Source organism: Pseudoxanthomonas sp. LjRoot125, from assembly GCF_964252705.1.
GTDB lineage: Bacteria > Pseudomonadota > Gammaproteobacteria > Xanthomonadales > Xanthomonadaceae > Pseudoxanthomonas_A.
The window spans coordinates 95,483-112,884 of sequence record NZ_CAXUOY020000001.1; the positions used below are offsets into that span (position 1 = coordinate 95,483).

Here is a 17,402-nt window from a genome sequence, read left to right on the forward strand (position 1 = left end):
ATGCCACGCATCCTCTTCGTCTGCGTCGAGAACTCGAACCGCAGCCAGATGGCCGAAGCCTTCGCGCACCTGTTGGGCGGCAACCGCATCGAAGCCTTCAGTGCCGGCTCACGCCCCTCCGGCCATATCAATCCGAAGGCGATCCGTTTCATGGGTGAACTGGGATACGACCTCGACGCGCAGGCCTCGAAGTCGCTGGATGAGGTGGACGGCGAGTTCGACGCAGTGATCACGATGGGCTGCGGCGACAACTGTCCGTGGATCCCGGCGAAGCGGCGCGAAGACTGGGGCTTGCCCGATCCGCGCGACATGGACGACGACGGGTACCGCGCGGTGCGTGATGACATCGGGCGCCGGGTGCAGGCCCTGCTGGCGTCGCTGTGATGCAGCGCGCATGGTTGGCCGAGGGCCTCGGTACGTCGTTGCTGCTGGCGACGGTGGTCGGCTCCGGGATCATGGGCCAGGCGCTGAGCCCGGATAACCTGGCGGTCGCGTTGCTCGCGAATGCGGCAGCGACGGCAGGCGCGCTGTATGTGCTGGTCACGGTGCTCGGGCCGATCTCCGGTGCACACTTCAATCCCGCCGTCACGTTGGCCATGAGACTGCAGGGCAGCCTCGATACGCGCACCGCCGCCGCCTACGTGCTCGCACAGTGCGCAGGCGCGCTCGCGGGCGTGATGCTCGCGCATGCGATGTTCGATCTGCCGCTGCTCCAGCCCGGCGTCCGCGCGCGCACCGGCAGCGCGCAGTGGCTCAGCGAAGGCGTGGCCACGTTCGGCCTGCTGCTGACGATCCTGCTCGGCCTGCGCCATCGCGCGCAGGCGATTCCGGCCCTGGTGGCGGGCTACATCTTCGCCGCTTACTGGTTCATCGCCAGCACGTCGTTCGCCAATCCCGCGGTGACGCTCGCGCGCGCGCTGACGCAGACATTCGCCGGCATCCGTCCGCTGGATGCGCCGGCCTTCATCGCTGCCCAGCTGCTCGGTACCGCGCTGGCGCTGCTCGCCGCCCGCACACTGCTCGTGCCCGCCGCCACGCCTTCGCCGGAACCGCCATGAGCACGATACGCCCCGCCAACGGCGCGGACCTGCCCCGCATTGCCGCTCTGCTCGACGCGGAGGCACTGCCGACCACGGACCTGACGACCTCTCGGATCGCGTTCTTGATCGACGAGGACCACGCGGGTCTGGTGGCCGCCATCGGCCTGGAGCAGCACGCCGATACCGGCCTGCTGCGATCGCTGGTGGTCGCGCCTGCGCATCGCGGCGCGGGGCACGCACGACGACTTGTCGAGGCCCTCGAAGCCCAGGCGCGCGCATGCGGCATCCGTGACCTGGTGTTGCTGACGCAGACGGCGGCCCCGTTCTTCGCCCGCGCGGGCTATGCCGTCATCACGCGCGGCAATGCGCCACGCGCCGTCCAGGACAGCGCGGAGTTCCGCGCGCTGTGCCCGGCATCGGCCACCTGCATGCACAAGGTGCTCTGAGCACGGCTGAGCGCCGCACGATCACTTCACCCGCTGGCCGTGTTTGACCACGATGTCGACCCGCTGCAGCAGGGCGACCTGCTTCAGTACGTCGCCCTTCACCGCGATGATGTCGGCGTACTTGCCCTCGGTGACGGTGCCGTAGTCCTTGTCGGCCTTCATCGCCACCGCCGGCCAGTACGTGGCGGCGCGAATGGCGTCGATCGCCGGCACGCCGAGCTTGTTGACCCACACGTCGAGCTCGTTCCAGGTGCTGCCGCTGTGGAACTTCATCGGGATGCCGGAATCGGTGCCGATCAGCAGCATCGCCCCGCTCTCGCGCAGCTGCTGGAACTTGCGCTGCAAGGTCGGCCACCGCTGAGGCGTCTGCTGGAAGTAGCTGATGCGCTCAGGATGTTCGAGCGACTGCTTGATGTCGTCGATGATCGCGGGCGTCAGACCCACGTGCCAGTCGGTGCCGTCGATGAACTCGTGGTTCTTGACCGTGTAGGGAAAGTTGTAGAGCCCCTCGATGGTGGGCGTCCAGAACAGCGGGCCCGAGGCCATGTTGCCGGTGCGCTCGCGCAGTGTGGCGATCACGTCCGGCGGATATTCCGGCGAGGCCGCCAGCCCGGTGTGTTCGAAGCAATCCACGCCGAACTTCAAGCCGCGGCGGATCTCTTCCGGCCGGTGCGCATGCGCAACGACGGGAAGCCCATGCTTGTGGGCTTCGTCGACGATGGCGGCGAGCTCGGCATCGCTCATGCCGTCCTGGTCGATCAGCTTGACGACGTCCACGCCGGCTTGCGCGATGCGCTTGATCTTCGCGCGCGCGTCGGCAGGCGAATCCACGCCCCAGCGGAACTGCTCGGTGCCGGGATAGGGCTTCTTCTGGATGAAGGGTCCCGACACGAACAACGTGGGACCGGGGATGCGGCCGGTGTTGATCGCGTCGCGCACCGCGATGCTGTCTTCCAGCGGACCGCCCAGGTCACGCGCGCCGGTGACGCCTGCCAGCAGCAGCTGCTTGGCCGACGACGGCATGATCACATCGCGGAACTGGGCGGGATAGGTCTTGTCCCAATGCTCGTAGTCGGCGTGCCCATTGATCATCAGGTGCACGTGCATGTCCCACAGGCCGGGCAACACCGTCATGCCTTCCGTGGAGATGACCGTCGCGTCCGCAGGCACCGGCAACGTCTTCACCGTACCGACGGCGACGATGCGTTGACCCTCGATCAGGATGACGCTGTCGCGGATCGGATCACTGAGCGTGCCGTCGACCAGCGTGCCGCCCACCATCGCGACGCGCTGCGCCTGCGCAAGCGGCGCGAGCGCCAAGCAGACCGCGATGCTGCATGCCTTCCACCCTGTTGCCGCCCGCATCGGCCTTCCCCTGCATGGAAAGGCCCAGCCTAACCCGGGTCGGGTCAGTACGCGAATTCGCGGAACACGCGATCGATGTCGCCTTGCCAGGGGCCATTGAACAGCGCGAGCTTGCGCTCGGCCGAGGTCTCGTTGGCCTCGACGATCTCCACCAGCGCATCGAGGAAGCCGGCTTCGTCCACGCCCTTGCTGTTGAGGCGCGCGCGACGCTGCAGGCCGCCGATGGCGATCTTCACCGCCTCGCGGGCCAGATCGCGGACGCTGCCGTCGCGGAAGGGCAGCTTCAGCGCATGCTTCGGCACGCCGTCGCGCAACGCGTGGCGCTCGGCCAGCGAGAAGTCCTTGACCAGGTCCCACGCCGCATCGAGCGCGGCATCGTCGTACAGCAGGCCCACCCAGAACGCGGGCAACGCGCAAATGCGGTTCCAAGGACCGCTGTCCGCGCCGCGCATCTCCAGGAACTTCTTCATCCGCACTTCCGGGAAGGCGGTGGTCATGTGGTCCGACCAGTCGCGCAGCGTGGGCAGCGCACCCGGCAGCACATCCAGCTCTCCACGCAGGAACTTTCGGAACGACTTGCCGCTGGCATCGTGGTAGATGCCGTCGCGGTAGGAGAAATACATGGGCACGTCGAGCAGGTAGTCGACGTAGCGCTCGTAACCGAAACCGTCCTCGAAGACGAAGTCCAGCATGCCGGTGCGGTCGCCGTCGGTGTCGGTCCAGATGTGCGAACGGTAGCTCTGGTAGCCGTTCGGCTTGCCCTCGGTGAACGGCGAGTCGGCAAACAGCGCCGTGGCCACCGGCTGCAGCGCCAGCGACACGCGGAACTTCTTCACCATGTCCGCTTCGCTGGCGTAGTCCAGGTTGACCTGCACCGTGCAGGTGCGCGTCATCATGTCCAGGCCGAGCTGGCCGACCTTGGGCATGTACGACTTCATGATCTGGTAGCGGCCCTTCGGCATCCACGGCATTTCGTCGCGGCGCCACTTGGGCTGGAAGCCCATGCCGAGGAAGCCGAGCTGCAGTTCGTCGGCGACCTGCTTCACTTCCTTCAAGTGCGTGCCGACTTCGACGCAGGTTTCGTGGATCGTCTCCAGCGCCGCGCCCGACAGCTCCAACTGGCCCGCCGGCTCCAGGGTGACCGAGGCGCCATCCTTCGACAGTGCGATCACGCGTCCCTTCTCTTCGACAGCTTCCCAGCCGAAGCGGGTGAGGCCCTTCAGCAGGGCCTCGATGCCGCGATCGCCATCGAAGGTCGGCGGCCGCAGGTCGTCGAGACGGAAGCCGAACTTCTCGTGCTCGGTGCCGATGCGCCAGTCGCTGCGCGGCTTCTCGCCGGACGCGACATAGGCCACCAGCTGCGCGCGGTCGGTAATGGGCGTGTCGGCGACGTGGCTGGGGCTGGACAAGGGCGGAACTCGCGAAAGGGGAGACGCAATGTCGGGTCGCAGCCTTCCATTGCAAGGCCGGCACTATAACGTGACCGTGCGCACGCGATCGTTGCCATGGGAACGCCGCAGCGTCCCATCCATGCACGCGAAGCGCGTGTGCCCGCTCGACGCGGGCCGCGGCGCTCGCCTACGCTGCGCGCATGCCGCGTCACGCCCGTACTGCTGTCCCGCGCCATCGCGAACTGCACCGCACCGACCGGGTCGGCTGGCTGCGGGCGGCCGTGCTCGGCGCCAACGACGGGATCGTCTCGGTCTCGGGGCTGGTCGTGGGCGTGGCCGCCAGCGGCGCAGCACCCTCGACGATCCTGCTGACCGGCGTGGCCGGACTCGTGGCCGGCGCCATGTCGATGGCGGCCGGCGAGTATGTCTCGGTCCAGTCGCAGGCCGACGCGGAAGCAGCGGACCTCGCCGTCGAGAAGCGCGAGTTGCACGAGATGCCCGATGGCGAGCTCGCCGAGCTGACCCAGATCTATGTCGGCCGTGGATTGGAGCCGGCGCTCGCACGACAGGTGGCGGAGCAGCTCACGGCGCACGACGCACTTGCTGCGCACATGCGCGACGAGTTGGGGATCACCGAGGCCCTGCGCGCGCGGCCGGTGCAGGCGGCGCTGGCGTCGGCAGCGGCTTTCACCGTGGGCGCGCTATTGCCGATCGCCACGACCCTGCTGGCCCCCGCCGACAAGGTGGCCATCGTCACCACCCTGGCGACGGTGGCGGGCCTGCTGGTGTCCGGCGGCCTGGCCGCGCGCGTGGGCGGCGCGCCAGTGTTGCGCGGCGCGTGGCGGGTGGGCTTCTGGGGCGCGATGGCGATGGCGGCGGCCGCGCTGGTGGGCCGCCTGTTCCACGTCTCGGTCTGACGACTACAGACCCAGCCAGTCGCCCACGATCATGCGGGCCTCGTCGACGCCTTGCTTGGACTCGGCCGAGAACGTCTGCACGCTGACGGTGTCGCCGAACGCGGAGAACAGCTCCTTCTTCACCGCCTGCAGCGCATTGCCCTGCTGGCCACGCCCCAGCTTGTCGGCCTTGGTCAGCAGCGCGTGGGCCGGCAGGCCCCGCTGGACCGCATACCCCAGCATCTGCCGGTCGTAGTCCTTCAGCGGATGGCGGATGTCCATGACGACCACCAGCCCCTTCAGCGCCTCGCGGGTACGGAAATAGCGATCGATGAAGGCCTGCCAGTGGGCCTGCAGGTCCTGCGGCACCTTGGCGTAGCCGTAGCCGGGCAGGTCGACCAGGTAGCGTTCGGGCTGGACCTGGAAGAACACCAGCTGCTGCGTGCGGCCGGGCGTCTTGGAGACCCGCGCCAACCGGTTGTGGTTGACCAGCGCATTGAGGGCACTGGACTTGCCGGCGTTGGAACGGCCGGCGAAGGCCACTTCGAAGCCGCCATCCTCCGGCAACTGGCGCGGGGTGTGGGCGGAGAGCAGGTAAGTGGCGGAATTCAGGGGGTTCGACATGGCGATAGGATCGCACGGTGGCGGGCCGGATACCGTTTGAATTGACCGCGAGCGGCCGCCGCGACGATAATTCGCGGGTTTCGCGGCCCCTCCGGGCGTCGCCATCAGTCAAAGGTTTCGGAGCTTTAGCATGCGCCACGCTCGCGTTATGGGACTTGCCGGATTGGCCGTACTGGCCGTGGGCGCAGTCGCTTTTGCACAGACCACGGTGGTCCCCGTGCCGGACAATGCCCCGGTCGAGACCGCGCCGCTGGACATCAATCTCGCCAAGACCACCTGGGGCGACGCCAAGGCCGGCCAGACCAAGGCGGCCGCCTGCGCGGCCTGCCACGGCGCCGACGGCAACCCCAGCGACCCGCAGTACCCCCGCATCGCCGGCCAGAGCGAGCGCTACATCGCCCAGCAGCTGGCGCTGTTCGCCTCGGGCGAGCGCAACACCGGCATGGCGATGGTGATGGCGCCGTTCGCCCAGACCCTCAACGCGCAGGACATGCGCGACGTGGGCGCCTACTTCGCCACCCAGAAGTCGGGCGCCGGCCTGGCCGATGACAGCGTCATCGCCGACGGCACCTACCAGGGCATGAAGTTCTACGAAGTCGGCCAGCAGCTGTACCGCAACGGCGACGCCAAGCGCGGCGTACCGGCCTGCCTGGCGTGCCATGGCCCGACCGGTGCCGGCAACCCGGGCCCGGCCTACCCGCACATCGGCGGCCAGATGCAGGACTACACCGTGCGTCGCCTGACCGAGTACAAGGCCGGCACGACCACTATCAAGGACCCGGCCCACTTCAACATCATGGCCCAGGTCGCCGGCCCGCTGACCGAGCAGGAAATCCAGGCGCTCGCCAGCTACCTGCAAGGCCTGCACGCACGCGCCGACGACGTCGCCGCCGCCAAGGCCAGCAAGTAATCCCGGACTTCCGCCGCCCGCTGCGGCCGGAAGTGCAAGCTCCTGTTCATCGCGCCGGCCCCACCATGGCCGGCGTTTCTTTTTCCGCGCCCCGCCACGCGCCGGGGCCAGCACGAAGCTGGAGAATCCCGATGGCGTCCCGTCTGCTGCCTGTCCTGATCACCCTGCTGGCCCTGGTGCCGGCCGTCGCTCTGGCCGCCCCGCCGGCCCCCGCGCCGCTGGTCGAGGGCGAGGACTACGTGGTGATCGAGAACGGCACCCCCTACGCCCCGCTCAACGGAAAAGTCGAGGTGGTGGAGGTATTCGGCTACACCTGCGTGCACTGCGCCCACTTCGAACCCACGCTCGCGGCGTGGAAGAAGACCTTGCCCAAGGACGTGCGCCTGACCCCGGTGCCGGCGGCTTTCGGCGGCTACTGGATCCCGTATGCCCGCGCCTTCTTCGCCGCCCGCCAGCTCGGTGTGCAGGAACGCACCCATCAGGCGATCTTCGATGCCCTGCACAAGACCGGCGCACTGCCCATCCAGAACGCGTCGGCCGACGAGATCGCCGCGTTCTACGCCACCCAAGGCGTGGACAAGGCGAAGTTCAGCGCCGCGCTGCGCGGCGAACAGGTCGACCAGCAGCTCGAGCGCGCCCGCGCGTGGGCGATGGCCGCCGACATCGACGGCACGCCGACCATGATTGTCAACGGGAAGTATCGCGTGATCGGCGGGCGCACCTATACCGACATGCTGAAGATCGTCGACCGCCTGGTGGCACGCGAGCGCACCCGCAAGTGATGACGCCGTCATGGCAGCCCCGCCGGGGCCCATGCAGAATGTGATGTTCCCGCCCCTCGTGGCAGCCCATTTTCCCGATACCTTGGAGTCCGCGCGATGAAATCCCGCCACGTCCTGATGCTGTCCCTGCTGTTGCCGATCCTGGCGGCCTGCGGACCCAAGCCCTCCACCGATACCTCGCCGACCGGCGACGCCGCGGCTCCTGCGGCGCCGGCTGCCGAGGCCGCTCCGGGCACGGACGCCGCACCTGCGCCGGCCGATGCCAGCACGCCTGCGGGTGCGCCGGCCGCCACCGAGGCCACCGCGGCTGCGCCGAACACCAACCCGATCGTTCCGCCGCAGGGCCCGGCGCCGGTCGCCGGCACCGACTACGAAGAGATCGCCAGCGGCCAGCCGTATGCGCCGCTCAACGGCCAGATCGAAGTGGCCGAAGTCTTCGGTTACGTCTGCCCCGCCTGTGGCGCCTTCGCGCCCCGCATGGCCGCATGGAAGGCCAAGCAGCCGGCCGACGTTCGCGTCGCCTACGTGCCGGTCGCGTTCGCCAAGGCGTGGGAACCCTATGCCAAGGCGTACTACGCGGCGGAAGCGAAGGGCTTGGTCGACAAGACCCACGACGCCGTGTTTGCCGCCATCCACCTGCAGCGCACGCTGCCGGGCGAAGGCAAGCCGCCGGCCGACCCGGCCGAGATCGCGAAGTTCTACGCCAGCTATGGCGCGAATCCTCAGGAGTTCGTGGCCCTGATGAACAGCTTCGGCACCAACGCCAAGATCGGCCGCGGCATGCAGCTGGCGCAGAAGTGGGGCGTGACCAGCACCCCGACCATCGTCGTCAACGGCAAGTACCGCGTGACCGGCGGCCGCACCTGGGACGACGTGCTGCGCATCACCGACCACCTGGTCGCGATGGAACGCGCCAAGCGCTGAACCCCTCGGAAGCCCCCACTTCCATGACCGGATCCGCTTCTCCCGCCGCGCGCCGGCTGCGCGTGCTGAGCGCCAACATCCAGGCAGGCTCCAGCACGCGCCGCTACAGCGACTACGTGACCCGCAGCTGGTCGCATGCGCTGCCGGCCGGCAACAAGCGCGGGAGCCTGGACCTGATCGCGCAGCTGGCCGGCGAGCACGACATCGTCGGCCTGCAGGAAGCGGACCCCGGTAGCCTGCGCTCGGGCTTCACCAACCAGACGCACTACCTGGCCGAGCGTGCCGGCTTCGACTACTGGACGCACCAGCCCAACCGCAACGTGGCGCGCGTGGCCGGCAGCGCGAACGGATTGCTGAGCAAACTCGAGCCCGTGGAAGTGACCGACCACAGCCTGCCCGGGCGCATCAGCGGCCGCGGCGTGCTGATGGCGCGTTTCGGCGAGGGCGATGAAGGATTGACGGTGGCCGTCGCGCATCTTTCGCTCGGCGCCAACTCGCGGCGCTCGCAGCTGGCCTTCATCGGCGAACTGCTGTCGGGCCATCCGCACGCGGTGCTGATGGGCGATTTCAACTGCATGCCCGACACACCGGAAATGGAGCTGCTCTACAGCCGCACGCGCCTGCGCCCGCCCGCGGTATGCGTGCCCACGTTCCCGAGCTGGCGACCGCAGCGCGCCATCGACCACATCCTGGTCAGCGATGGGTTGCAGGCGGACAACGCGCGAGCGATGCCGGCCGCCAACTCCGATCACCTCGCACTGGCGATGGACATCGACGTGCCGGACATCGCGCTGCGCTGAGCTGGTCCGGCGCTACGGCGCCACCATGCGACGGTTGAAGGCCTCGACCTCCATCGGTCGGCCGAACATGTAGCCCTGGAACAGGCGACAACCTTGCTCTCCCAGCAGGACGAACTGCTCCTGCTGCTCGATGCCTTCGGCGATCACGTCGATGCCCAGGTCTTGCCCAAGCTGGAGCAGGTTGCGGGTGATGCTGGCGGCCTGCGTATCCCGGACGATCCCCCGCGTGAACGCCCGATCGATCTTCATCTCGGCGAAAGGCAGCTCCCGCAGGTACGAGAGCGAGGAGTGGCCCGCACCGAAGTCGTCGAGTGAAAAACGCACGCCGTTGGCGTGCAGCGCGCGCATCTTGCCCGCGGCGTCCTCCATGTCGTGGACGAGTACGCTTTCGGTCAATTCGAGGGTCAGCCGTCCCGCGCCGATGCCGGAGCGCGCCATGGCATCGGCCACCTGCTGCACGAAATCCGGCTGACGCAGCTGCAACGCACTGATGTTGACCGACAAGCGCAACGCGCGCAGCGATGGATCGGTCTCCCATGCCCGCAGCTGGGCGCAGGCCGCCTGCAATATCCATTGCCCCAGCGGCAGGATGAAGCCTGTTCCCTCGGCCGCCAACATGAAGTCGTGCGGACGGATGACGCCGCGTCGGGCATCCCGCCAGCGCAGCAGGGCCTCCGCGCCGACGACCCGGCCCTCGCCATCGACCTGCGGCTGGTAGAACAGCTCGAAGCGACGTTGCGACAACGCATCACGCAGCTCGCGATGAAGCGCCCGATGCTCGGCGAGGTCGCTCTCCGCCAGACGCACCACCACCAGGAAGGAGACGACGACCGTCGCCAGGTTGATCCAGATGCCGGTCCGCCGGACCTCTTCGCTGATCGCATACGGAGACGTGCCGAGCGGCGTCGCTGCGAACAGCATGAAGAGCGCCAACAGTCCGAGCACGGCGCCATAGCGCAACCCGGGCGGCTCGGCGCGGAACACGTGGTGCGCGCAGAGGGCGAGCACCAACAGGAAGAGATGACTGGTCCGTGGAATCGCCGCGGTCGATACGTCGAGGAACACGGAGAAGAAGCACAGCACGAGGGCGAGGCCGATGAAGGCGATCCACGAGGCCGCACGCGTCCGGCGCCGGCGGGCCATGACGATCACCACGCCACCGAGAAGCGCCATCGCCAGTTCCGCCCCCGCGACGGCCCAGGCGCCGCGCAAGGCGAAGAACACCCCCCAGCCCACGCCCAGGGCGCCGACGATCACGCCGGTCGCCATCAGCAGGTTGAACGCGCGCCGCCGACGCCGGTGCTCTGCCGCGTTCGCCCAGTATCTAGAACCGTTGTCGACCGGTGCTTCCATGCGCTGCGGGTACCCCCTCGCCTTCGCATCCTACTCCTGCAACCTCGGACTTCGACGGGGTGGCTCAACCGCTGGCCAGGATCGCGATGCCCATGATGATCATGAAGGCGGCGAACACCCGCTTCAGCGCCTTGCCCCCGATGCGATGGGCGAGCCGCGTTCCCCAGGGCGCAGCCAGCACGGAGGCGATCGCCACGCCGATGGCGGCGGGCAGGTAGATATAACCCACGGCGTGCGCGGGCAACGCGCCCGGCGGCGCATGCAGCGCGTACCCCGCAGCACTCGCAATCCCGATGGCCACGCCGCATGCGCTCGACGTACCGACGGCCCGCACAGGCTGTACGCCGCGCGCCACCAGCAACGGCACCGTCATGCTGCCACCGCCGATGCCGACCACGGCCGACACCGCGCCCACGACCGATCCCGCAGCGCTCATCCAGGGCCCGCGTGGCGCGGGCACGCCGCGCCCTTCCGGATGCGCGTGGCCACCCAGCACCATCTGCGCGCCAGCGATGAAGCAGTAGCCCGCGACGATCCAGCGCAACACGTTGTCGTCGAGGTACACGGCCAGTCCGCTGCCGACCCAGCCGCCCAGCAACAGCCCCGGCACCATCCACGCGACCGTCGGCCACAGCACGCTGCCGCGACGGTGATGCGCGTATGCGGACGAGGCGGCTGTCAGCACAATGCTCGCCAAGGAGCTGGCCAGCGCCGCATGCATCGCGGCCTCCTTGGGCACGCCATGCAACGGCAGGATCCACGCAAGCGCGCCGACCAGCACAAGGCCGCCGCCGATCCCCAATAAACCGGCGAGCACGCCCGCCAATACGCCCAGCAACGGAAACATCCACACGCCTTCCACGCGATCTCGCTCCTCGCAGTCCCTGTCTACAGGGACGTTCAGCCGGCATCGGTATAGTCCCGGCATGGTCCGTATTTCGTATTTCATCGTACTCGCTGCCGCCCTCGGAACGGGCATGGCGTGCGGCGCGCGCGCGCAAACCGCCGATCCGCAGCGCGCCCAGGTCATGGCCGCACTGGAGGCCGCCGAGGCTGGCCGGCTCGACCCCGCACAATCGGCCGCGCTGGTGCGCCATCCGTTGTACGGCTGGATCGAGTTCGCTTCGCTGCGCCGCGATCCCGACGCCATCACCACGACGCAGGCGCAGGACTTCCTGCGGCGCTACGACGGGCAGGCGGTGGCCTCGCAGTTGCGTTCACTGTGGCTGGCCGCGCTGGCGCGTCGCCAGGACTGGCCGACGTTCCTGGCGGCGTGGAAGCCGACCGACAGCATCGCGCTGCAGTGCGCCCATCTGGCCGCACGCCAGGCCACCGGCCGGACCGATGCGGCGTGGACCGAACAGGCGCAGGCGCTCTGGCGCAAGGGTGCGAAGTCGCTCCCCGATGGCTGCGACCCCGTCTTCACCGTGCTGGCCAGCCAGGGTGGGCTGCCGGCCGCACTGAGGTGGGAGCGGATCGAAGCCGCGGCGGCGGAGCGCCAGACCGGCGTGATGCGCACTGCCGCGCGCGGCCTGCCCGCCGACGAAGCCGCGCAGGCCAACGACTACGCCGCGTTCATCGACGCCATCAACACGCGCGCCCTCACCTGGCCGAAGACCGACCGCAGCCGACGCATGGCGGCGTACGGACTGGCGAAGCTCGCACAGAACGATCCCGATACCGCCGAGCGCCTGCTGCCGCAGTACGCGGATGCGCTGGGCATGGGCGAAGCCGAACGCGGACAGGTGCTGTACCAGATCGCGTTGTGGACCGTGGCCTCGTACGGTCCCGATTCCGCGCGTCGCCTGGGCAACGTCCCCGAGTCCGCGTACGACGAACGCCTGCACGAATGGCGCGTGCGTGAAGCGCTGTCGCGCGGCGACTGGCCTGCGGCGCTGGTCGCGCTGCGGAAGATGCCGACCTCGCAGCGTTCGGATTCGCGCTGGCGCTACTTCGAGGCGCGCATGGCGGAGAAGACCGGCGACAACGCCACCGCGCAACGCCTGTTCCGCGAAACAGCGGGCAATCCGACCTTCCACGGCTTCCTCGCCGCGGACCGCGTCAACCAGCCGTACGCGCTGTGCGCCTGGATTCCGAACGATCCGGCAACGGCCAAGCAAGCAGTCGCGCAAGAGCCCGCCATCCAGCGCGCGATGGCGCTGTGGCAGTTGGACCGACCGGGCTGGGCGACGGCCGAATGGAACGACGCACTGTCGCGTTTCGACGACACCCAGCGGCGCATCGCAGTGGAAGTGGCCCGCGACAACGGCTGGTTCGACCGTGCCGTGTTCTCGCTGGGCAGCGTGCGCGGCGAGAGCCGGCCCGACGAGCAGCGGCTGTACGAACTGCGATTCCCGCTGCATCACGGCGACACCATCCGGCGCGAAGCCGCCAAGCATGCGATCGACCCCGCGTGGGTCGCCGCCGAGATCCGCGCCGAGAGCATCTTCAATCCCAAGGCCCGCTCCGGCGCCAACGCGATGGGCCTGATGCAGGTGTTGCCCGGCACGGGCGCGGGCGTGGCGCAGCGGCTGGGCATTCCCTATGCCGGGGCGTCCAGCCTGTACGACTCGGATACCAACATCGCGATCGGCACCGCCTACCTGCGCGAGATGGAAGACAAGTACGGTGTGCCCTACATCGCCATCGCCGCGTACAACGCCGGACCCGCGCCGACCGCCCGCTGGCAGTCGCAGCGCCCGGGTTTCGACCCCGACATCTGGATCGAGACCATCAGCTACAAGGAAACACGCGAGTACGTGGCGCGTGTGCTGGCCTTCAGCGTGCTCTACGACTGGCGCCTCAACGGCAATGCGTTGCCGGTGACCGACCGGATGATGGGTCGCGTGCAGGCCAAGCGGAAAGCGTTCACCTGCCCCACCGCGCAGATGCCGAAGAGCTGAGCAGGGTCCTCGCCGCTATCATGGCGGCATGAAGACCTATCTCGTCGGCGGCGCGGTACGCGACCGGTTGCTGGGCCTGCCGCCCGGCGACCGCGACTGGGTCGTCGTCGGCGCCACTCAGGCGGAGATGGAAGCGCAAGGCTTCAAGGCCGTGGGTCGCGACTTCCCGGTGTTCCTGCATCCGGACACGAGCGAGGAGCATGCGCTGGCGCGCACCGAGCGCAAGAACGGGCGCGGCTACCGCGGCTTCGTCGTCGATGCCGATCCGTCGGTGACGCTGGAGGAAGACCTGCAGCGGCGCGACTTCACCCTCAATGCGATCGCGCAGGCGGACGACGGCGCGCTCGTCGACCCGTACGGCGGCGCCCGCGATATCGAGGCGCGCGTGCTGCGCCACGTGGGCCCGGCCTTCGTCGAAGATCCGTTGCGCGTGCTGCGCGCGGCGCGCTTCATGGCGCGATTCGCGCCGCTGGGTTTCTCCATCGCACCGGACACGATGGCGCTGATGCGCACGATGGTCGACAGCGGCGAACTCGATGCGCTGGTGCCCGAGCGCGTGTGGCAGGAGCTGCGGCGCGCCTTGGCCTCGACACGGCCCTCGGCTTTCCTGTCCACGTTGCGCGACTGCGGCGCGCTGGCCGTGGTGCTGCCCGAAGTGGATGCGCTGTACGGCGTGCCACAGCGCGCGGAGTACCACCCCGAGGTGGATACTGGCGTGCACCAGCAGATGGTCAGCGACATGGCGGCACGGCTGGCGCCGGGCGACGCGCGGATCGGTTTCGCGGCGCTGGCGCACGACCTCGGCAAGGCGTTGACGCCGGCCGACGTGCTGCCCAAACACATCGGCCACGAACATGCCGGCGTGAAGCCGGTGATGGCGCTGTGCGAACGTTTGAAAGTGCCGGTCGACCACCGCGAACTGGCGGTGATGGCCTGCCGCGAACACCTCAACGTGCACCGGATCGACGAGCTGCGCGATGCCACCGTCGTGGAGCTGCTCACCCGCTGCGATGCGTTCCGCCGGCCGGAACGCATTCCGTGGCTGGCGACGGTGTGCGAAGCCGACAAGCGCGGCCGTGGCGGCAACGAAGACGCCGACTACCCGCAGGGCCGCACCCTGGCGCGCCTGCACGAGGCGACGCTGCGCGTCAGCGCCCGGGATGTAGCGCGCGAGGGCATGAGCGGCCCGGAGATCGGCGAGGCCGTGCGCGAAGCCCGCGTCCGCGCGGTGCACGAGGCGCGGCGGAAAGCCTGATCCACTCGCAGGAGGCGATCAGGCCAGTGGACGGCAACTCAGCTTGTTGCCGAAGAAATCCACGCTGGCTTCGCCCTGGTGCTCCCAATACTCCACACCGGCACGGCCGTACTTGGCGCCGCTGGCGGCCGGTTGCGGGAACACGATGGCTTCGTCGTTGCCCCAGGCCATCACGGCCGCCTGCGGATCGATGTCGTGGTAGTACGTCATCGTGAAGGGCTTGGCGTTGTCGCTGCAGCGGTACTTCACGATTTTCGGAACGGCGGCATCGGGCACCTGCATCGCCAGTTCGACCAGTCGCGTCTTGTAGGCCTCCAGTACGCAGGTGCGCGCATCGTCGGCTTTCCAGCATTCATCGCGGCCCTTCGCCCAGCCCCGCTGCACGGCAGGGTCGGGTGCCGGCAATGCGGCGTAGCGCGTGGCCAGCGTACGGTCGAGCGCGGCCAGCTCCGCGTCGCCGCAGACCTGCTTCTCCGCCGCGGAAGCGGCCTTCGCGCAGTCGAACGAGGGCGGCGCCATCGCCGGCGCGGCGGCATCGGCGGCGGGCGGATCGACGTCGACGGCGGGAGAAGCGGCGGGCGCCGGATCGGCACCGACCGGCGCAGGCGCTTCGCGCGCGCACGCGGCCAGCAGAACGAGACTGCACAGCAGCACGGGCTTCTTCACGGACGTCCTCCTGCAAGCGAAAGCAGCATGCTAGCGCCCAACGCGTGAAGCCGGCTCAGCGGGAGAGGCGCAGCCGACTGATGGTGCCGCGACCCGGTGCGGACTGGATGGACAGAGTCCAGCCGAGGTGCTCGCACAACCGTGCCAACAGGTCCAGGCCGATGCCGCCGCCCTCGCGGCTGCCGCCGCGCGCCATCTGTGCGTAGATGCGGCTGATGTCTTCCGGCGTCATGCCGTGGCCGGGGTCCTCCAGCGTGACCGTGGCGTCGGCGTCGAGCCGCACGTGGATCTCGCCGCGGTCGCTGTTCTCGATGGCGTTGCGCAGCAGGTTGCCGATGGCGGCTTGCACGATGTGCAGCGGCGCGGCCACGCTGGAGGGCACCAAGGCATCGATGACGATCGTCAGGTCTTTGCCCTGCATCAGGTGCTGGTGGTCTTCGATGATGTCCGGCAGCAGCTCGTGCAGCAGCACCACGTCGTTGTTGCGGGACAGGCGCGCGGGATCCTTCGCCAGCGTCAGCAGCAGCGCGATCATGCGCTCGACGTCGCGCGCGGTGCGATGGATGCGCTGCACCTGTTGGCGTGCGGGCATGGGCAGGTCGGGCTGGTCCAGCGCAAGCTCGCTGGCGCCGGCGATGATGGCGATGGGCGTGCGGAGTTCGTGGCTGGTGGTGTCGATGAAGACGCGCTCGCGCTCGATGAACGCTTCGTGGCGGCGGAGGTAATCGTTCAGCGCATTGGCGATCACCACCAGTTCGGTGGTCGCTTTCTCCGACACGGCGATCCGCTGGCCCATGCGGTCGGGGGACAAGGCGCCGATGTCGCCGGCAAGTTGGGTCAGCGGGCGCAGCGAGCGCCGCAGGCCCCACGCCACCGACAGGCCCATCAGCAGCACCAGCGTCACCGCCAGGCCGAACACGATCAGCGTGAGCGTGTCTTCCTGCGATTCGAGCTCGGTGATGTCCAGCACCAGCGTGTACTTCACGCCCTCGACGGTGCGCACGAGCACGAGCACTTCGCGATCGCCCATCACCAGCTCGTCGTGGATACCTTCCGGCAGGCCGACCACTTCGCGCGGCAACGGGCGCGTGTCGGTGGAGGTGTACAACTGAAGATCATCCGTATCGCTCCAGCGGTAACGCGGATCGTCGGCGGTGCGCTGCAGGTGGTGCTCCAGTTCGGTCTTCAGCAGCGAATCCCAGACCAGCCGCTCGGCGATCTCGTTGACCAGGAACCCATGCAGCATCACCGCCACGGTCAGCAGCAGGGCGTAGCCGCCCAGCCACATCAGGATGTGCGAACGCAGGCTGCGCCGGGAAATCATGGCGAGGCCGCCTCGTGCGGCACGGCGATCCGGTAGCCGGTACGCGGCAGCGTCTGGATGAGCTTCACCGGGAACGGGCCGTCCACGCTGCGCCGCAACTCGTAGATATGGGAGCGCAGCATGTCGCCATCGGGCGGATGGTCGCCCCACAGCGCGTGCTCCAGTTGCTGGCGGGTGACGGCAGCGGGGCTGGCCTGCATCAGCGTCTCGAGCAGCTTGCGGCACGCGGGATAGAGATGCAGCGGCTGGCCGGCGCGGGAGGCTTCCAGCGTCGCGAGGTCCAGCTTCAGGTCGTGCACTTCCAGCACCTTGCGGCGCTGCCGTCCGTGCACGCGCGCCATCAGCGCCTCCAGCCGCACTTCCAGCTCGGGCAGGGCGAAGGGCTTGGTCAGGTAGTCGTCCGCCCCGGCGCGGAAGCCGGCGATCTTGTCCGGCAATTCGTCGCGCGCGGTCAGCATGATCACCGGCACGTCGGAGCCATGCTCTTCGCGCAGGCGGCGCAGGACCTCCGGTCCTTCCAGCCGCGGCAGCATCCAGTCCAGCACGATGGCGTCGTAGACCTGGGTGCTGGCCAGGTGCAGGCCAGTGATGCCATCGGGTGCCGCGTCCAGCGTGTGGCCGCGCGCCTCGAAGTAATCGAAGAGGTTCGCCACCAGGCTCCGGTTGTCTTCGATGACCAGCAGCCGCATCGGCAGGGGCTCGCGTGCGCGGGAAAGGGCCGGC

Annotated in this window: 18 protein-coding genes; 10 read left to right on the forward strand and 8 right to left on the reverse strand. The window is 68.9% G+C overall.

The features are described from left to right. The 3 genes from ACSION_RS00435 to arsN2 are packed head-to-tail and all read left to right on the forward strand — an operon-like array spanning window position 1 to window position 1,486. Window positions 1-384, forward strand: coding sequence for an arsenate reductase ArsC (locus tag ACSION_RS00435; RefSeq protein ID WP_435304370.1), 384 nt, complete (start codon window positions 1-3; stop codon window positions 382-384). Continuing rightward, window positions 384-1,058 (forward strand): aquaporin, encoded by a 675-nt coding sequence (locus ACSION_RS00440; RefSeq protein ID WP_435304371.1) that lies wholly within the window; start codon window positions 384-386, stop codon window positions 1,056-1,058. Before ACSION_RS00435 ends, ACSION_RS00440 begins: the two co-directional genes overlap by 1 nt. Further along, window positions 1,055-1,486, forward strand: a complete 432-nt coding sequence (gene arsN2 / locus ACSION_RS00445) for an arsenic resistance N-acetyltransferase ArsN2 (RefSeq protein WP_435304372.1) — start codon at window positions 1,055-1,057, stop codon at window positions 1,484-1,486. The genes ACSION_RS00440 and arsN2 overlap by 4 nt, the downstream gene beginning before the upstream one ends. Before the next feature lie 21 nt (window positions 1,487-1,507). Here the strand turns inward: arsN2 and ACSION_RS00450 are convergent, their stop codons facing one another. Then, a complete protein-coding gene (locus tag ACSION_RS00450; RefSeq protein WP_435304373.1) occupies window positions 1,508-2,806 on the reverse strand; it encodes an amidohydrolase family protein in 1,299 nt (432 codons plus the stop codon). Window positions 2,807-2,895: 89 nt separating this feature from the next. Further along, the gene (locus tag ACSION_RS00455; RefSeq protein WP_435304374.1) at window positions 2,896-4,260 is read right to left on the reverse strand and encodes a glutamate--cysteine ligase; all 1,365 of its coding nucleotides are present in this window, start codon (window positions 4,258-4,260) and stop codon (window positions 2,896-2,898) included. 182 nt (window positions 4,261-4,442) lie between these two features. On the opposite strand from ACSION_RS00455, the gene ACSION_RS00460 reads away from it, so the two are divergent. Further along, window positions 4,443-5,159 (forward strand): VIT1/CCC1 transporter family protein, encoded by a 717-nt coding sequence (locus tag ACSION_RS00460; protein WP_435304375.1) that lies wholly within the window; start codon window positions 4,443-4,445, stop codon window positions 5,157-5,159. Window positions 5,160-5,162: 3 nt separating this feature from the next. Here the strand turns inward: ACSION_RS00460 and yihA are convergent, their stop codons facing one another. Further along, a complete protein-coding gene (gene yihA / locus ACSION_RS00465; protein ID WP_435304376.1) occupies window positions 5,163-5,762 on the reverse strand; it encodes a ribosome biogenesis GTP-binding protein YihA/YsxC in 600 nt (199 codons plus the stop codon). A gap of 130 nt (window positions 5,763-5,892) precedes the next feature. Here yihA and ACSION_RS00470 point away from each other — a divergent pair, with 130 nt between their 5' ends. The 4 genes from ACSION_RS00470 (at window position 5,893) to ACSION_RS00485 (ending at window position 9,178) form a co-directional block, all read left to right on the forward strand. Continuing rightward, on the forward strand, window positions 5,893-6,672 hold the full coding sequence (locus ACSION_RS00470) for a c-type cytochrome (RefSeq protein WP_435304377.1): 780 nt from the start codon (window positions 5,893-5,895) through the stop codon (window positions 6,670-6,672). Between the two features lie 125 nt (window positions 6,673-6,797). Continuing rightward, window positions 6,798-7,454, forward strand: a complete 657-nt coding sequence (locus ACSION_RS00475) for a thiol:disulfide interchange protein DsbA/DsbL (protein WP_435306628.1) — start codon at window positions 6,798-6,800, stop codon at window positions 7,452-7,454. A gap of 96 nt (window positions 7,455-7,550) precedes the next feature. Beyond that, the gene (locus ACSION_RS00480) at window positions 7,551-8,378 is read left to right on the forward strand and encodes a thiol:disulfide interchange protein DsbA/DsbL (protein ID WP_435304378.1); all 828 of its coding nucleotides are present in this window, start codon (window positions 7,551-7,553) and stop codon (window positions 8,376-8,378) included. A gap of 23 nt (window positions 8,379-8,401) precedes the next feature. Then, a complete protein-coding gene (locus tag ACSION_RS00485; RefSeq protein WP_435304379.1) occupies window positions 8,402-9,178 on the forward strand; it encodes an endonuclease/exonuclease/phosphatase family protein in 777 nt (258 codons plus the stop codon). A gap of 12 nt (window positions 9,179-9,190) precedes the next feature. Here ACSION_RS00485 and ACSION_RS00490 read toward each other — a convergent pair whose 3' ends face one another. After that, window positions 9,191-10,531 carry a putative bifunctional diguanylate cyclase/phosphodiesterase gene (locus ACSION_RS00490; RefSeq protein ID WP_435304380.1) on the reverse strand — a complete coding sequence of 447 codons (1,341 nt, stop codon included), beginning with the start codon at window positions 10,529-10,531 and terminating at the stop codon, window positions 9,191-9,193. A 64-nt stretch (window positions 10,532-10,595) separates the two neighbouring features. Then, complete coding sequence (locus ACSION_RS00495) at window positions 10,596-11,393, reverse strand: sulfite exporter TauE/SafE family protein (protein WP_435304381.1); 798 nt, start codon at window positions 11,391-11,393, stop codon at window positions 10,596-10,598. Between the two features lie 64 nt (window positions 11,394-11,457). On the opposite strand from ACSION_RS00495, the gene ACSION_RS00500 reads away from it, so the two are divergent. Together ACSION_RS00500 and ACSION_RS00505 are read left to right on the forward strand one after the other, a co-directional pair. After that, window positions 11,458-13,434, forward strand: coding sequence for a transglycosylase SLT domain-containing protein (locus tag ACSION_RS00500; protein ID WP_435304382.1), 1,977 nt, complete (start codon window positions 11,458-11,460; stop codon window positions 13,432-13,434). A 28-nt stretch (window positions 13,435-13,462) separates the two neighbouring features. Then, window positions 13,463-14,689, forward strand: a complete 1,227-nt coding sequence (locus ACSION_RS00505; protein ID WP_435304383.1) for a multifunctional CCA addition/repair protein — start codon at window positions 13,463-13,465, stop codon at window positions 14,687-14,689. A gap of 18 nt (window positions 14,690-14,707) precedes the next feature. On the opposite strand, the gene ACSION_RS00510 is transcribed toward ACSION_RS00505, so the two are convergent. From ACSION_RS00510 to ACSION_RS00520, 3 genes are read right to left on the reverse strand one after another with little or no spacing between them, the layout of a single operon-like run. Then, window positions 14,708-15,355 carry an MliC family protein gene (locus ACSION_RS00510; RefSeq protein WP_435304384.1) on the reverse strand — a complete coding sequence of 216 codons (648 nt, stop codon included), beginning with the start codon at window positions 15,353-15,355 and terminating at the stop codon, window positions 14,708-14,710. A gap of 55 nt (window positions 15,356-15,410) precedes the next feature. Continuing rightward, the gene (locus ACSION_RS00515; RefSeq protein ID WP_435304385.1) at window positions 15,411-16,679 is read right to left on the reverse strand and encodes a sensor histidine kinase; all 1,269 of its coding nucleotides are present in this window, start codon (window positions 16,677-16,679) and stop codon (window positions 15,411-15,413) included. Next, a complete protein-coding gene (locus tag ACSION_RS00520) occupies window positions 16,676-17,368 on the reverse strand; it encodes a response regulator transcription factor (protein WP_435304386.1) in 693 nt (230 codons plus the stop codon). The genes ACSION_RS00515 and ACSION_RS00520 overlap by 4 nt, the downstream gene beginning before the upstream one ends. Window positions 17,369-17,402: the final 34 nt, after the last annotated feature.

What these genes read in the sequence shown, in the direction of transcription:
- ACSION_RS00435 (WP_435304370.1), top strand. Translation starts at nt 1, where the DNA reads ATGCCACGCATCCTCTTCGTCTGCGTCGAGAACTCGAACCGCAGCCAG.
- ACSION_RS00440 (WP_435304371.1), top strand. Translation starts at nt 384, where the DNA reads ATGCAGCGCGCATGGTTGGCCGAGGGCCTCGGTACGTCGTTGCTGCTG.
- arsN2 (WP_435304372.1), top strand. Translation starts at nt 1,055, where the DNA reads ATGAGCACGATACGCCCCGCCAACGGCGCGGACCTGCCCCGCATTGCC.
- ACSION_RS00460 (WP_435304375.1), top strand. Translation starts at nt 4,443, where the DNA reads ATGCCGCGTCACGCCCGTACTGCTGTCCCGCGCCATCGCGAACTGCAC.
- yihA (WP_435304376.1), bottom strand. Translation starts at nt 5,762, where the DNA reads ATGTCGAACCCCCTGAATTCCGCCACTTACCTGCTCTCCGCCCACACC.
- ACSION_RS00470 (WP_435304377.1), top strand. Translation starts at nt 5,893, where the DNA reads ATGCGCCACGCTCGCGTTATGGGACTTGCCGGATTGGCCGTACTGGCC.
- ACSION_RS00480 (WP_435304378.1), top strand. Translation starts at nt 7,551, where the DNA reads ATGAAATCCCGCCACGTCCTGATGCTGTCCCTGCTGTTGCCGATCCTG.
- ACSION_RS00485 (WP_435304379.1), top strand. Translation starts at nt 8,402, where the DNA reads ATGACCGGATCCGCTTCTCCCGCCGCGCGCCGGCTGCGCGTGCTGAGC.
- ACSION_RS00490 (WP_435304380.1), bottom strand. Translation starts at nt 10,531, where the DNA reads ATGGAAGCACCGGTCGACAACGGTTCTAGATACTGGGCGAACGCGGCA.
- ACSION_RS00500 (WP_435304382.1), top strand. Translation starts at nt 11,458, where the DNA reads ATGGTCCGTATTTCGTATTTCATCGTACTCGCTGCCGCCCTCGGAACG.
- ACSION_RS00505 (WP_435304383.1), top strand. Translation starts at nt 13,463, where the DNA reads ATGAAGACCTATCTCGTCGGCGGCGCGGTACGCGACCGGTTGCTGGGC.
- ACSION_RS00515 (WP_435304385.1), bottom strand. Translation starts at nt 16,679, where the DNA reads ATGATTTCCCGGCGCAGCCTGCGTTCGCACATCCTGATGTGGCTGGGC.
- ACSION_RS00520 (WP_435304386.1), bottom strand. Translation starts at nt 17,368, where the DNA reads ATGCGGCTGCTGGTCATCGAAGACAACCGGAGCCTGGTGGCGAACCTC.